Origin of the sequence: Pseudomonas asplenii, assembly GCF_900105475.1 — a bacterium.
Classification (GTDB): domain Bacteria; phylum Pseudomonadota; class Gammaproteobacteria; order Pseudomonadales; family Pseudomonadaceae; genus Aquipseudomonas; species Aquipseudomonas asplenii.
This window is the reverse complement of sequence record NZ_LT629777.1, coordinates 2,360,142-2,374,180: the sequence shown is the minus strand read 5'-3', so window position 1 is coordinate 2,374,180 and position 14,039 is coordinate 2,360,142. Positions and strand designations below refer to the sequence as shown.

17 protein-coding genes are annotated in these 14,039 nt (G+C 63.4%); 7 read left to right on the top strand and 10 right to left on the bottom strand.

What is annotated here, in order from left to right; genetic code table 11:
* Nucleotides 1-178: 178 nt before the first annotated feature.
* The 8 genes from BLU37_RS10855 to nrdR all read right to left on the bottom strand — a co-directional run bounded on the left by BLU37_RS10855 (nucleotide 179) and on the right by nrdR (nucleotide 6,144).
* Nucleotides 179-682: a phosphatidylglycerophosphatase A family protein gene (locus BLU37_RS10855; RefSeq protein WP_010449370.1), complete on the bottom strand. Its 504-nt coding sequence runs from the start codon at nucleotides 680-682 to the stop codon at nucleotides 179-181.
* A complete protein-coding gene (gene thiL / locus BLU37_RS10850) occupies nucleotides 679-1,644 on the bottom strand; it encodes a thiamine-phosphate kinase (RefSeq protein ID WP_010449368.1) in 966 nt (321 codons plus the stop codon). The genes BLU37_RS10855 and thiL overlap by 4 nt, the downstream gene beginning before the upstream one ends.
* An 18-nt stretch (nucleotides 1,645-1,662) precedes the next feature.
* Nucleotides 1,663-2,163 (bottom strand): transcription antitermination factor NusB, encoded by a 501-nt coding sequence (gene nusB / locus BLU37_RS10845; protein ID WP_029532345.1) that lies wholly within the window; start codon nucleotides 2,161-2,163, stop codon nucleotides 1,663-1,665.
* Nucleotides 2,160-2,636: a 6,7-dimethyl-8-ribityllumazine synthase gene (gene ribH, locus BLU37_RS10840; protein WP_010449364.1), complete on the bottom strand. Its 477-nt coding sequence runs from the start codon at nucleotides 2,634-2,636 to the stop codon at nucleotides 2,160-2,162. The genes nusB and ribH overlap by 4 nt, the downstream gene beginning before the upstream one ends.
* A 91-nt stretch (nucleotides 2,637-2,727) precedes the next feature.
* Complete coding sequence (gene ribBA, locus BLU37_RS10835) at nucleotides 2,728-3,819, bottom strand: bifunctional 3,4-dihydroxy-2-butanone-4-phosphate synthase/GTP cyclohydrolase II (RefSeq protein WP_090204699.1); 1,092 nt, start codon at nucleotides 3,817-3,819, stop codon at nucleotides 2,728-2,730.
* A 16-nt stretch (nucleotides 3,820-3,835) separates the two neighbouring features.
* Nucleotides 3,836-4,498, bottom strand: coding sequence for a riboflavin synthase (locus BLU37_RS10830; RefSeq protein WP_019363626.1), 663 nt, complete (start codon nucleotides 4,496-4,498; stop codon nucleotides 3,836-3,838).
* Nucleotides 4,499-4,543: 45 nt separating this feature from the next.
* Entirely contained in the window at nucleotides 4,544-5,683 is a 1,140-nt protein-coding gene (ribD, locus tag BLU37_RS10825) for a bifunctional diaminohydroxyphosphoribosylaminopyrimidine deaminase/5-amino-6-(5-phosphoribosylamino)uracil reductase RibD (protein WP_090204696.1), read from the bottom strand.
* A complete protein-coding gene (gene nrdR / locus BLU37_RS10820) occupies nucleotides 5,680-6,144 on the bottom strand; it encodes a transcriptional regulator NrdR (protein ID WP_010447746.1) in 465 nt (154 codons plus the stop codon). Before nrdR ends, ribD begins: the two co-directional genes overlap by 4 nt.
* Before the next feature lie 139 nt (nucleotides 6,145-6,283).
* Between nrdR and BLU37_RS10815 the strand changes: the two genes are divergently transcribed.
* The 3 genes from BLU37_RS10815 (at nucleotide 6,284) to trxA (ending at nucleotide 8,358) form a co-directional block, all read left to right on the top strand.
* Nucleotides 6,284-6,739, top strand: coding sequence for a YbaY family lipoprotein (locus BLU37_RS10815; protein ID WP_090204693.1), 456 nt, complete (start codon nucleotides 6,284-6,286; stop codon nucleotides 6,737-6,739).
* Nucleotides 6,736-7,392: a class I SAM-dependent methyltransferase gene (locus BLU37_RS10810; RefSeq protein ID WP_090204689.1), complete on the top strand. Its 657-nt coding sequence runs from the start codon at nucleotides 6,736-6,738 to the stop codon at nucleotides 7,390-7,392. Before BLU37_RS10815 ends, BLU37_RS10810 begins: the two co-directional genes overlap by 4 nt.
* 93 nt (nucleotides 7,393-7,485) lie before the next feature.
* Nucleotides 7,486-8,358, top strand: a complete 873-nt coding sequence (gene trxA / locus BLU37_RS10805) for a thioredoxin (protein WP_090204687.1) — start codon at nucleotides 7,486-7,488, stop codon at nucleotides 8,356-8,358.
* Between the two features lie 83 nt (nucleotides 8,359-8,441).
* On the opposite strand, the gene BLU37_RS10800 is transcribed toward trxA, so the two are convergent.
* Nucleotides 8,442-9,254: a Cro/Cl family transcriptional regulator gene (locus BLU37_RS10800; RefSeq protein WP_019361263.1), complete on the bottom strand. Its 813-nt coding sequence runs from the start codon at nucleotides 9,252-9,254 to the stop codon at nucleotides 8,442-8,444.
* Nucleotides 9,255-9,432: 178 nt separating this feature from the next.
* On the opposite strand from BLU37_RS10800, the gene BLU37_RS10795 reads away from it, so the two are divergent.
* A complete protein-coding gene (locus BLU37_RS10795; RefSeq protein WP_090204684.1) occupies nucleotides 9,433-10,875 on the top strand; it encodes an alanine/glycine:cation symporter family protein in 1,443 nt (480 codons plus the stop codon).
* Nucleotides 10,876-10,947: 72 nt separating this feature from the next.
* Nucleotides 10,948-11,937: an asparaginase gene (locus BLU37_RS10790; protein WP_090204681.1), complete on the top strand. Its 990-nt coding sequence runs from the start codon at nucleotides 10,948-10,950 to the stop codon at nucleotides 11,935-11,937.
* Between the two features lie 136 nt (nucleotides 11,938-12,073).
* Here the strand turns inward: BLU37_RS10790 and BLU37_RS10785 are convergent, their stop codons facing one another.
* Nucleotides 12,074-12,427 (bottom strand): hypothetical protein, encoded by a 354-nt coding sequence (locus BLU37_RS10785; protein ID WP_172833013.1) that lies wholly within the window; start codon nucleotides 12,425-12,427, stop codon nucleotides 12,074-12,076.
* A gap of 133 nt (nucleotides 12,428-12,560) precedes the next feature.
* Here BLU37_RS10785 and BLU37_RS10780 point away from each other — a divergent pair, with 133 nt between their 5' ends.
* Together BLU37_RS10780 and BLU37_RS10775 are read left to right on the top strand one after the other, a co-directional pair.
* Nucleotides 12,561-13,151, top strand: a complete 591-nt coding sequence (locus BLU37_RS10780) for a DUF2796 domain-containing protein (protein ID WP_090204676.1) — start codon at nucleotides 12,561-12,563, stop codon at nucleotides 13,149-13,151.
* 177 nt (nucleotides 13,152-13,328) lie between these two features.
* Nucleotides 13,329-14,039 carry an ABC transporter ATP-binding protein gene (locus tag BLU37_RS10775; protein ID WP_090204673.1) on the top strand — a complete coding sequence of 237 codons (711 nt, stop codon included), beginning with the start codon at nucleotides 13,329-13,331 and terminating at the stop codon, nucleotides 14,037-14,039.

Here is a 14,039-nt window from a genome sequence, read left to right as displayed (position 1 = left end):
CGCATTGTAACAGGCCGTCCCTATAGACGCTTAGGCCGATTTGCTCATGATAACTATCAATAAGTTTGATCGGTCAGGCGCGCAAATTTCCCGTTTTCGAACAGACAAGGCTGTTTGCCATGTTCGAATATTCTGCGCAGCCGATACCGAGCTTGCTCCCGCGAGGCGCGCCGATTGCTCAGGCGAAGAAATGCACCAACCCCTGCATGGCAAGCCAGGCGAATACCCCGGCCAGCACGTCGTCGAGCATGATCCCGACGCCGCCGTGCACATGCCGATCGATCCAGCGGATCGGCCAGGGTTTGAGGATGTCGAAAAAGCGGAACATCAGGAACCCCGCCAGGAGCCAGTACCAGCCTTGCGGCACCAGCCACAGGGTGATCCACATGCCGACCATTTCATCCCAGACGATACCTTCGTGGTCATGCACCCGCAGGTCATCGGCGACCTTGCCGCACAACCAGAAGCCGAACAACATGGTGATGCCGAGCATCAACCAGTATCCCCAGTCCGGCAACATCTGCCACAACGGGATAAACGGTAGCGCAACCAGCGAACCCCAGGTACCCGGCGCCTTGGGCAAGGTCCCGGAGCCGAAACCGAACGCCAGGAAATGCCACGGATTACGCCACACCGACGGCGGCACGAACTCGGCGGGAACCTGCTTGGGATGATCTGTCACGGCGTCTCCGGAAAATGTTGATAACCGCGCACTCGCGGTGTGATGTCCTGACCGTCGGCAGCCAGCAACGCAACGCCCTGCCCGGCGACCACCTGCCCGACCACCCGGACCGAGCCATGGGCGAGCAACAGTGCGGGCAGTTCGGCCGCAGGCAGGGTGAACGCCAGGACATAGTCGTCACCGCCACTGAGCGCCGCGTCCCAGGCTGAAGCCTGACCGAGAAAGCCCAGCAATGCCGGGGACAATGGCAGCTTTTCCCGCTCGACCAGCAAACGTACCCCGGAGGCTGCCGCAATATGCCCGCAATCGGCCAGCAGGCCATCGGAAATATCCAGCGCCGCCGTTGCCTTGCCACGCAATGCCAACCCCAGCGCAAACTGCGGCTTGGGCGACCAATAGTGGGCCAGTAGCGGTTCAGCCAATACGGGCTCGGCCGTACGCTGACCCAACACCAGCGGCAAGGCACCAGCGGCATTGCCCAGGTCACCGCCGACACACAGCAGATCACCCACTTGCGCGCCGCTACGGGTCAGCGCCTGCCCGGCAGGCACGCGGCCGAACACCGTCAGCGTCAGGCTCAGAGGTCCGCGGGTAGTATCACCACCCACCAGGCGCAAGGCACAGTGCCGAGCCATCTGGTCCAGGCCACGGGCAAAGGCCTGCAGCCAGTCGGCATCACTGTGCGCCAGGGTCAGGGCCAGGGTAAAGGCCACCGGCGTCGCGCCCATGGCGGCCAGATCGCTGGCGGCCACGGCCAGCGCACGCTGGCCGAGCAGGAACGGATCGCAGGGGTCGGCAAAATGCACACCGGCCACCAGGGTGTCGGTGGATATCGCCAACTGCTGCCCGGCAGGCACATCAAGCAGAGCGCAGTCGTCGCCAATCCCCAGTGCAACACCTTCACCGGCCTGCGCACACGACGCGGCGGCAAAGAAATGGCGGATCAGCTCGAACTCACCCATGGGAAGGACAAGCGCCGGTCAGCGCTTGAACGCCTTCACTTCGGCTTCGCGCAGATTCGGTGCCAGCTTGTCGAGCACACCGTTGACGAACTTGTGACCGTCGGTGGAACCGTAGACCTTCGCCAGTTCGATGCCTTCGTTGATCACCACGCGATACGGAACGTCGACGCGCTTGAGCAGTTCCCAGGTGGACAAACGCAGGACCGCCAGTTCGACCGGGTCCAGTTCGTCGATCTCGATGTCCAGGCACGGCTTGAGTGCGCTGTCGATCTCGCTCTTGAACTGTGGAACCCCATGAAGAATTTCACGGAAGTACGCACCGTCGACATCACTGAAGTCGTTGTCGACACGGAATTGCGCTTCGATTTCGTTCAGCGACTGCTTGGCCATGTGCCATTGATAGAGCGCCTGGGTCGCGAGCTGACGGGCTTCGCGACGCTTGGCACTCTTGGACGGCTTGCCGGCGCTTTCAGGGCGTGGCTCGCGCGGGTTGAAACGATCGCTGTCGTCGTTAATCACTTGGCCTCCAACTGCGCCAGCAGACTGACCATTTCCAGGGCGGACAGGGCGGCTTCGGCACCCTTGTTGCCGGCCTTGGTGCCGGAACGCTCGATGGCTTGTTCGATGGAGTCGACGGTCAGCACGCCAAAGGCAACCGGTACGCCGAACTCCATGGACACCTGGGCCAGGCCCTTGGTGCATTCGCCCGCGACGTATTCGAAGTGCGGAGTACCGCCACGAATGACCGCGCCCAGGGCGATGATCGCCGCGTACTCGCTACGCTGGGCAACTTTCTGGGCCACCAGCGGGATTTCGAAGGCGCCTGGCGCACGGATGATGGTGATATCGCTTTCGCTCACGCCATGACGAACCAGGGCGTCAACGGCGCCGCTGACCAGGCTTTCGACGACGAAGCTGTTGAAACGGCCGACCACCAGGGCATAGCGGCCTTTGGGGGCGATGAAGGTACCTTCGATGGTCTTCAGGGTCATTCGACAATTCTCTTAAAGAGCCGGGACGCGTCTGCTACGCGCCCCTCAGGGATATTTGTACCGCGAATCAAGGGCGAAAACAGCCGGCCTTTTATTCGGAGGGCACGTATTCTACTACTTCCAGGTCGAAACCGGATATCGCGTTGAACTTCATCGGTGCACTCATCAGGCGCATCTTGCGTACACCCAGGTCGCGTAGGATCTGCGAACCGGCACCGACGATGCTGTAGGTGGTCGGCTTTTTCACCGGCGTATGCTCGACCGTCTCGCGGATATGCGCCAGCAGCACGTCGCCATCCAGCGGGTGACCGAGCAACAGCACCACGCCACTGCCGGCCTCGGCCACTGTGCTCATCGCCGCGCGCAGGCTCCAGCGTCCGGGTTGCTTGACCATCAATAGGTCGCGCAGCGGGTCCATGTTGTGGACACGCACCAGGGTCGGTTCTTCGGCGCAGACCTTGCCCAGGGTCAGGGCCATGTGCACGTCGCCTTCCACCGAATCACGATAGGTCACCAGGGTGAACTGGCCCAGTTCGCTGTCCAGCGGCTGCTCGGCAATCCGCTGAACGGTGCTCTCGTGGATCATCCGGTAATGGATCAGGTCGGCGATGGTGCCGATCTTGATGTTGTGTTCGGCAGCGAAGGCTTCCAGTTCGGCGCGACGGGACATGGTGCCGTCATCGTTCATCACTTCGCAGATCACCCCGCTCGGCTCGAAACCGGCCATGCGCGCCAGGTCGCAGGCAGCTTCGGTATGGCCGGCACGGGCCAGGGTACCGCCCGGCTGGGCCATCAGCGGGAAGATGTGGCCGGGGCTGACGATATCTTCGGCCTTGGCGTCCTTGGCGGCAGCGGCCTGCACCGTACGCGCACGGTCGGCGGCGGAGATGCCGGTGGTCACCCCTTCGGTGGCCTCGATGGACACGGTGAACTTGGTGCCGAAACCGGAGCCATTGCGCGGCGCCATCAGCGGCAGCTTGAGCAGTTCGCAGCGCTCGCGGCTCATCGGCATGCAGATCAGGCCGCGGGCGTGCTTGGCCATGAAGTTGATGTGCTCGGCCCTGCAGCACTCGGCGGCCATGATCAGGTCGCCTTCGTTTTCGCGGTCTTCGTCATCCATGAGGATGACCATCTTGCCCTGGCGAATGTCTTCGACCAGTTCTTCAATCGTGTTGAGCGCCACGCGGCACCCCCTTGTTTCAGGATTTGAGGTAGCCGTTGGCGGCCAGGAAACTTTCGGTAATGCCGCCACTGGTCGGCTCTGCGGCCTTTTCGCCGAGCAGCAGGCGCTCCAGGTAACGGGCCAGCAGATCGACCTCGAGGTTGACCCGGCGACCGGGGCGATAGTCGGCCATGATGGTTTCGGCCAAGGTATGCGGAACGATGGTCAGTTCAAACTCGGCGCCATGCACCGCATTGACCGTCAGGCTGGTGCCGTCGACGGTGATCGAACCCTTGTGGGCGATGTACTTGGCCAGGTCTTTCGGTGCACGGATGCGGAACTGGATGGCCCGGGCATTCTCTTCGCGAGCGATGACTTCACCGACGCCATCGACATGCCCGCTGACCAGGTGACCGCCCAGGCGGGTAGTCGGCGTCAGGGCTTTTTCCAGGTTGACCCGGCTGCCCGACTTGAGGTCGTTGAAGGCGGTGCAATCCAGGGTTTCGCGGCTGACGTCAGCCCAGAACCCGTCGCCCGGAAGTTCGACGGCCGTCAGGCAGACGCCATTGACCGCGATGCTGTCACCCAGCTTGACGTCGCCCAGATCGAGCTTGCCGGTTTCTACATAGACGCGCACGTCGCCGCCTTTCGGGCTCAGCGCGCGGATGCTGCCGATGGATTCGATGATGCCGGTAAACATGAAGTACTCCTCGAAAACGAGCCAGCGCCTGGCGCTGGTCGCGAATTATACGCCGGGTGCCGGGTCAGGTATTGCACTGACTCGCCAGTCATCACCGACCGCACGCATTTCAGTGATTTTCAGCCGTGGTGCCTCGCTCATCAGCTCCAACGGCCAGTCCAGCAGCGGCCGCGCAGTGGAGCCGAGGAACCTGCCGGCGATAAATATCTGGTATTCGTCCACCAACCCCTGGCGGGCAAAGGCGCCGGCCAGACGCGGGCCGGCTTCGACCAGCAGGTCATTGACGCCGCGGGTTGCCAGTTGCTCGAGCAAACGACGCAGATCGACCTGGCCGTCGCTGCCGGGCAAGCTCAGCACTTCATGGCCGGCAGCCTGGTAAGCGCTACCAAGGGTGCTGGTGCAAGTCACCACCAACGCCGGGCCGGCTTGGAAAAAGGCCGCGTCCAACGGCACCCGCAGACGTCCGTCGATCAACACCCGCAGCGGCGGCCGGCTCTCGGCCAGGGCCGTCAGCTCAGGGTCCAGGCCCAGCTCGGCGGGGCGCACAGTCAGCCGGGCGCTGTCGGCCAGCACCGTATCGGCGCCGGTGAGCACTACGCTGGACTCGGCGCGCAGGCGCTGCACCGCGGAGCGTGCGGCCGGACCGGTGATCCATTGGCTCTCGCCACTGGCCATCGCGGTACGACCGTCCAGGCTCATTGCCAGCTTGATCCGTACGAACGGCAGGCCGTGCTCCATGCGCTTGAGGAAACCACGGTTGATCGCCCGCGCTTCGCCTTCAAGCACTCCGCTGTGCACGGCGATCCCGGCATCAGACAAGCGCTTGAGGCCACGTCCGGCGACCTGCGGGTTGGGGTCCTGCATGGCTGCGACGACCCGGCCTACGCACGCCTTGACCAACGCTTCGGCACAAGGCGGCGTCCGCCCGAAGTGACTGCAGGGCTCCAGGGTCACGTAGGCCGTGGCGCCGCGAGCCTGTTCGCCCGCTTCACGCAAGGCATGCACCTCGGCATGGGGCTCACCGGCGCGTACGTGCCAGCCTTCACCGACCACCACCCCGTCGCGCACGATAACGCAACCGACCCGTGGGTTCGGATGGGTCGAGTAGCGTCCCTTGCGCGCCAACTCCAGGGCACGGGCCATGTAGTGGGCGTCGAGAATCGCCTGCTCGGCTGGAAGGTTCATTCCTTGACGGGCTCCCGGGCGAGGCGGTCGATTTCCTCGCGGAACTCGTCCAGATCCTGGAACCGGCGATAGACCGAAGCAAAACGGATGTAGGCGACTTCATCGAGTTTCTGCAACTCGATCATCACCATTTCGCCCACGACCAGCGACTTGACCTCACGCTCGCCGGTAGCCCGCAGCTTGTGCTTGATATGCGCCAGCGCGGCTTCCAGGCGCTCGACACTCACCGGCCGCTTCTCCAGGGCCCGCTGCATGCCGGCGCGCAGTTTTTCTTCGTCGAAGGGTTGCCGGCTGCCGTCCTGCTTGATCAGGCGCGGCAAAACCAGTTCGGCGGTTTCAAAGGTGGTGAAACGCTCACCGCACGCGACGCATTCGCGCCGGCGGCGCACCTGCTCGCCCTCGGCGACCAGACGCGAGTCGATGACTTTGGTGTCGTTGGCACCGCAGAAGGGACAGTGCATGGTGGCAGGCAACAAAAAATGGGAGGGCCATGGTAGCGCATCTCTGTGGCAAGACAAGCCATAGGGTTTGCGGTATACAGTCGGCGGACTAACGTTATCCCATCAGAACCGTTGATTTTCGCCCCAGTTGGAGCTGTAGATGTCAGTACGACCGCTTGTTTTGCTCAGCCTCGCCGGCCTGCTGCTCGCTTGCAGCAGCGCACCCAAGCCCGTGCCGACGCCACCACCGCAGCAGCAGGTGAAAAAACCGCTGAGCGCATATGAAGAACTCGGCCCCCTGCCCGCCTACCAGCGCGAGCTGAGCGGCACCTTGCTGGGCGTGCCGACCAATGCCGAGGTCGAACTGGCCTTGCTGGTGATCGACGAGCGCGGCCGTCCGCGACAATTGCTCGCCAGCAGCAAGATCAACGGTTCCGGCCAGCCGCTGGCGTTCCGCCTGCGTTTCAATCCGGACGTGTTCCCGGTCGGCGGACGTGTCGAGTTGCGCGGGCGGGCCACCCAGTCCGGGCAATTGATCCTGCATCTGCCCTCGGTGACGGTGACACAACCGACCACCCAGGCCATGGGCCAACTGCAATTTGTCACCGCCCCATGATCGTCCCGCTCGACCTGCAGCGGGCCCTCGCCACGCTGCTCGGCGATGCCCGGCTGACGGCCTGTGCCTTGCCAGAGACCGACCTCAAACTGTGGCTGATCGACGCCGAGAACATGGACCGCGCCTTCACCTCGGAAGAAACCCGGCGGATCCTGCAGGAGCCGCCCTACTGGAGTTTCTGCTGGGCCAGCGGCCTGGCCATGGCTCGTTACCTGGCTGAACGACCGCAGTGGGTGGCGGGCAAGCGCGTGCTGGATTTCGGTGCCGGCTCCGGTATCGCGGGGATTGCGGCGGCCAGGGCCGGCGCACTGGAAGTGGTGGCCTGCGACCTCGACCCACTGGCGCTGGCCGCCTGCCAGGCGAATGCCGCACTCAATGGCGTGACGTTGAACTACAGCGCGGACTTTTTCGCCGAAAGCGACCGTTTCGACCTGATTCTGGTCGCCGATGTGCTGTATGACCGGGAAAACCTGCCGCTGCTGGATCAGTTCCTCAGTCGTGGCCGGGAGGCGCTGGTGGCCGACTCACGGGTGCGGGATTTCCGCCATCCGCAGTACCAACGCCTCGAGATCCTCCAGGCCCTGACCTTGCCCGACCTGATGGAACCGCAAGAGTTTCGCCAGGTCAGCCTCTATCACGCCAGCCGGCCCTGAGCCGGCGCACCCGCCAACTCCTGCGCGCACCCGCTTCCGGCCAACCCGCCCAAGCCTTATAGTTGCGCAATATCCCGCTCTTCGAGACTCCCGATGACCCAGGACACGCCCTACATCTTCGACGCCACCGCCCTGAACTTCGACCAGGCGGTGATCCAGAACTCTTTCCACAAGCCGGTGCTGGTGGACTTCTGGGCGGAATGGTGCGCACCCTGCAAGGCGCTGATGCCGATGCTGCAACAGATCGCCGAGAGCTATCAGGGCGAGCTGCTGCTGGCCAAGGTCGATTGCGATGCCGAGCAGGACATCGTCGCCCGTTTCGGCATCCGCAGCTTGCCGACCGTAGTGCTGTTCAAGGACGGCCAGCCGGTGGATGGCTTTGCCGGAGCCCAGCCGGAATCGGCGGTGCGGGCCATGCTCGAACCCCATGTGCAGATGCCTCCGCCCGCCGCTGCCGACCCCTTCGAGCAGGCCCAGACGCTGTTCGCCGAAGGCCGCGTCGCCGAGGCCGAAGCCACTCTTGTGGCCCTGCTGGGAGAAGACAACAGCAACGCCAAGGCGCTGATCCTGTACGCGCGCTGCCTCGCCGAGCGCGGCGAGCTGGGTGAAGCCCAGAGCGTGCTCGATGCGGTCAAGGGCGACGAACACAAGGCCGCCCTGGCCGGCGCCAAGGCGCAGTTGACCTTCCTGCGCCAAGCGGCCGACCTGCCGGATGCCGCCGACCTCAAGGCGCGTCTGGCACAAGACCCGCAGGACGACAAAGCGACCTACCAATTGGCAATCCAGCAACTGGCCCGTCAGCAGTACGAAGCCGCGCTGGATGCCCTGCTCAAGCTGTTCACCCGCAATCGCGGCTACAGCGAGGGCCTGCCGCACAAGACCCTGCTGCAGGTGTTCGAGCTGCTGGGCAACGACCACCCGCTGGTGACCACCTACCGTCGCAAGCTGTTCGCCGCGCTGTACTGAGATTTTCTGGCAGGGTTTGCTGGCCTCTTCGCGGCGGTGCGGCGCGAAGAGGGCCTCAGGTCATGCACCTGCGGGAAGGCGTCTTATTCGATTTCGAACAGGCCGTTACCGACCGAACCGGCACTCAGCCGCTCGCGCACATCGTCATCGATGCGCGGATCATCCGGGCGGTACAGTTTGACCTGGCGAAAGGCATTGATGCGGTTGATCTCTTCCCCCAGGAACTCCCAGACCACGCGGGTACACGCCGGATTACGTCGGTCGCCGCTGGAGACACCGGTCTTCAGGCCATTGAGACGGGTAATGCGGCTCTTGAAGCTGGGAATGAGGATGGTCTGACTCATTTCATTGAGCGTCAACGACTCGTAGTCGATCAGAAACAGCCGATCCTGTAGTTGAAAGGCCGCCCCCAGATAACGACAACGCACCTCGGCATGTCCGTCGTTGGCAGTGCTGCGCTCCTGGCGCTCCTGGCGTTCGAAGAGAAAACGGCCACGTTCCTCGCGCAGGTGCACCAGCGACACCAGGATAGAACCGGGTATCGACATGCAGTTGGAATATTCGAAGTAGTAACCGCAATAACGCGACAGATTGCCCGACTCCTCATGCAACGGCTTGAACAACTCGCTGATCGGGTCGTTCTGCTGCTCGGCCCGCAGGGCCGGGTTGCGTGCACCGATCAGACGGGAAAATTGCTCCGGCGGCAGACCCAACTCGTAATCCTCCACACCGAAGAAGTCACCGATGCGCTTGAGGTTGTAGTTCGTCGGATGGCTCTGGCCGCTCAGGTACTTGTTGAACTGCGCGCGGTTGATCGACAGCTGCCGGCAAACCTCCGAAATAGAGCGGTAATGGCTGCAGGCCAGCTTGAGATTGATCGCGAAATTATCGCTCATGACGATGAACCTGGATGGTGCGAGTGATGCAATTCTAGCATCAACTCGCGTCAAAGCAGAGCAACCCGCGAAATTGTCACCACACCGGCCATGACCAAACATGCGCCCAACGGATAGCAGTGCGCCTGCCGCCTGTTGCTCTTTTCATTCAAAGAATAAGAATCGAGGTCATTCTCCCATGCTAGAAGCACTCAATGATTTCCTCTCGGGGAAACTGCTCATCGTGCTCATCGTCGGGCTCGGCAGTTACTTCACGATCCGTTCGCGGTTCGTCCAGTTCCGCCATTTCGGCCACATGTTCGGTGTGTTCAAGGAATCCCTGCGCGGCCAGGCAGGCCAACTCAGCTCGTTCCAGGCCCTGATGCTCAGCCTCGCCGGCCGCGTCGGTGCCGGTAACATTGCCGGTGTCGGTATCGCCGTGACCCTGGGTGGCCCGGGCGCCGTGTTCTGGATGTGGGTAACCGCTCTGGTCGGCATGTCCAGCAGCTTCTTCGAATGTACCCTGGCCCAGGTCTACAAGCGCGCCGATGGCGATGGCCTGTACCGTGGCGGTCCGGCCTACTACATCCAGCATGGCCTGAAGCTCAAGGGCATGGCGGTGGTGTTCTCGATCCTGCTGCTGGTCACCTACGGCTTCGCCTTCAACGGCCTGCAGTCGTACACCGTGACCCACTCGCTGCAAAACGCCTTCGGTTTCGATCCAAGCCACACCGGTATCGCCCTCGCCGTCTTGCTGGCCATCGTGTTCCTCGGCGGCATCAAGCGGATCGCCTCGGTGTCCGACCTGCTGGTTCCGGTGAAAACCCTGGCCTACATCGGCGTGACCCTGTACGTGATCGGCACCCAGATCGAACACGTCCCGGCCATGCTCGAAACCATCTTCAAGAGCGCCTTCGGCCTTGACCCGGCCTTCGGCGGCCTGCTCGGCAGCGCCATCGTCATGGGCGTCAAGCGCGGCGTGTTCGCCAACGAAGCCGGTCTGGGCAGTGCCCCGAACGTCGCTGCGGTCGCCGCCGTGAAACACCCGGGCGCACAAGGCGTGGTCCAGGCGTTCAGCGTGTTCCTCGACACCTTCGTCATCTGCACCTGCACCGCGCTGCTGATCCTGCTGTCGGGTTTCTACACCCCGGGCTTCGAAGGTGACGGCATCGTCCTGACCCAGAACTCCCTGGCGGCGGTCGTCGGTGACTGGGGTCGTCTGTTCGTCAGCGTTGCCCTGTCGCTGTTCGTCTTCACCTGCATCCTCTACAACTACTATCTGGGCGAAACCAGCCTGCAGTTCCTCAGCCGCAACCGCGCGGTGCTGATGACCTACCGTGCACTGGTGCTGGCACTGATCGTCTGGGGTTCGACGCAGAACCTGTCGACCGTGTTCGCCTTCGCCGACATCACCATGACCTGCCTCGCGTTCGTCAACCTGATCGCCCTGACCCTGCTGTTCAAGATCGGCCTGCGGGTAATGCGCGACTACGACGAGCAGCGTCGTGCCGGCGTCAAGCAGCCGGTGTTCGACTCCAGCAAGTTCGCCGACCTGGATCTGGACCGCGCTGCATGGCCTGCCAACCCACAAGTTGAAACAGTTGCTGACAACGCCGCCGCCCAAGCGCAGCCGCAACGCTGATATTCTCCTTGTGCCAGCCGCCCCGTTCGTGGGCGGCTGTCTTTTTTCTACTCCTCGTTACGGAATGCTCCCATGGGTGCAGTCAAGAATCTTCTCGTCCTCTATACCGGCGGCACCATCGGCATGCTGCAAACCGCCGCAGGCCTGGCCCCGGCCGGTGGCTTCGAGGCACGGATGCGCGAATACCTCGCCGGACGCGCCGATGCGCCACAGGTAAAGTGGTCGCTGCGTGAACTCAATCCGCTGATCGACAGCGCCAACATGCAACAGGCCAACTGGCTGGCCATGCGTGACGCCATCGTCGAAGCCGTCGAACAGCAAGGCCATGACGGCATCCTGGTGCTGCACGGTACCGACACCCTGGCCTACAGCGCTGCGGCCTTGTCGTTCCTGCTGCTCGGCCTGCCGGTACCGGTGCTGCTGACCGGCTCCATGCTGCCCGCCGGTGCACCTGACAGCGACGCCTGGGACAACCTCATCGGTGCCCTGAAGCATTTCGAACACGGTCTGGCGGACGGCGTGCAGTTGTTCTTCCATGACCAGTTGCTACACGGCTGCCGTGTCTCGAAGCTGCGCAGCGAGGCGTTCGACGCCTTCACTACCCTGCCGCGCCATCGCGAAGGCGAACGGGCGACCGCGATTCCGGACCGGCTGGATTACCGTCAGCCACGTGTACCGGTCAACCTGGCCGTACTGCCGGTATTCCCCGGCCTGCAGGCGGCGCATCTGCGCGGGCTGTTCGACAGCGGCATCCAGGGTCTGGTACTGGAATGCTACGGCAGTGGCACCGGCCCATCCGATGATCAGGCGCTGCTCGACGTGCTGCAGACCGCCCGTCAGCGCGGTGTGGCAATCGTCGCCATCAGCCAGTGCCCGGAAGGTTCGGTGGTCTTCGACACCTATGCCGCCGGCAGCCGCTTGCGCGATACCGGCCTGGTCAGCGGCGGCGGCATGACCCGCGAAGCGGCGCTGGGCAAGCTGTTCGCATTGCTCGGTGCAGGTCTGGACGTACAGGCAGCCGAGCAGTGGTTTGCGCTGGACCTGTGTGGGGAGCGCGCGTAAGCGCTGCGCTCAAGCGACTTCGAGCAAGTCGACTCGAAGCGGTACAAGTCTCGGGCCATCAAACGGGGGTGGGATTATTCTCATCCTCTTTTCGATGGGCCGACGCCCACGGAACACGCGCATACAATCAGCCCGCTCAGTCCCCCATCCAGCTGTAAAGCGGCGAATCCACGCCACTCTCAACCTTGACCTCATTGCTGTGACGTAGCCGCACCAGCAGCCGCTTGCCCGCTGCCGTGCTGCCGGTCAGCGCTTCCAATTGCTCCAGCAATTGCGGCCCGCTCAGTTGGCCAGCCTGGCGCAGCAGATCCCGGGCCAGTTGCCATTGGCTGTCGTCCTGGCTCACCGGTTTGCTCGCCACCGTGGGGGCCGTCGCCTGCGGCGGTTTTACGCCCTGCCATTGCGCGCCCAGCCGGGCCCACTCGCTGTCGTCCAGTTCCAGCGTCAAATCCACCGGCCACTCGCCGACGGTCCCCCGAATCCTCACCATGTACCGATCCTCGATCATCTGTGCGCCACATGCTCCCACGCGTCAGCAGGATAGCCAAGCGGGTGGCCGAAACCGCCAGAAACGTTATAAGATCACATAACAAAATTCCCTTTCGCCGTTTCCGGAGAAACCCATGCGCCGCCTGCTTCTCGCCCTGCCTTTCGCCTTGCTGCCCCTGGTCGCCGCCCAGGCCCATGAAAAAGAACACGGCAGCCTCGGTGCCCACGAACACGGCGTGGGCCGCCTGAACGCGGTGCTGGATGCCCAGACCCTGGAGCTGGAACTGCAAAGCCCGGCGATGAACCTGGTGGGCTTCGAGCATGCCGCCACCAGCGATGCCGACAAGGCCAAGGTCGCCGCCGTGCGTGCGCTGCTCGACAAGCCGCTGGAACTGTTCAACCTGCCCAAGGGCGCCGGCTGCGTGATCGCCAACCAGGAACTGGAAAGCCCGCTGTTCGGCGACCAGGCGCCGGAAGATGCCGACCACGACGACGATGATGATGACCATGCCCAGGGCGACGAGCACGAACATCATCACAACCACAGCGAGATCCACGCGCACTATCAGTTCACCTGCAACACGCCGGCAGCACTGAAGCAGCTCGACCTGAGCCAGGTCTTCAAAACCTTCCCCGCCACGCAGAAAATCCAGGTACAACTGATCTCGCCAAGCGGTCAGCAGGGTGTTGATGCGACACCGAAGGCCGCTACCCTGAAGTTCTGACATAACGCCCGTTGTAAGAGCTGGCAGTGCGTCGATACGACTTGTCCGCGAATGCGCCCTTGAGAACGCCAAGAGCTTCGCGGGCAACCGAGCGTCGGCCGACCGCTCCTACAGACCCGTGGCGATCCCAGGCCAACCGGCAAGGCCAGAGAATCCATACACTGTGAATCGGTTTCCATGACCCAAGCACTTATCGAACTGTCTGACCTGGGCTTCAACTGGCCCGGCCATCCGCAGTTGCTGGATATTCCGACGTTCCGTCTGGAGCCCGGCGAAACCCTGTTCCTCAAGGGCCCCAGCGGCAGCGGCAAGACCACTCTGCTCGGCCTGCTCGGCGGCGTGCAGAAACCCAGCCGTGGCAGCATTCGCCTGCTCGGCCAGGAACTGAGTGAACTGGGTGCCGGTGCGCGCGATCGTTTTCGCGTCGATCACACCGGCTACATTTTCCAGCAGTTCAACCTGCTGCCGTTTCTCTCGGTGCGCGAGAACGTCGAACTGCCCTGTCACTTCTCCAGGCTGCGTGCCAGCCGCGCCATGCAGCGTCATGGCAGCGTCGATCAGGCTGCCGCGACCCTGCTCGCCCATTTGGGTCTCAAGGATCCGGCGCTGCTGGAGAGACGTGCCGACTCGCTGTCCATCGGCCAACAGCAGCGGGTCGCCGCTGCCCGTGCACTGATCGGGCAACCCGAGCTGGTGATCGCCGACGAGCCGACCTCGGCCCTCGACTACGACGCCCGTGAAGCCTTCCTCCAACTGCTGTTTGCCGAATGCCGCGACGCCGGCTCCAGCCTGCTGTTCGTCAGCCATGACCAGAGCCTGGCGCCGCTGTTCGACCGGCACCTGTCCCTGGCCGAACTCAATCGCGCGGCCGCGCCCGCGGAGGTTTGA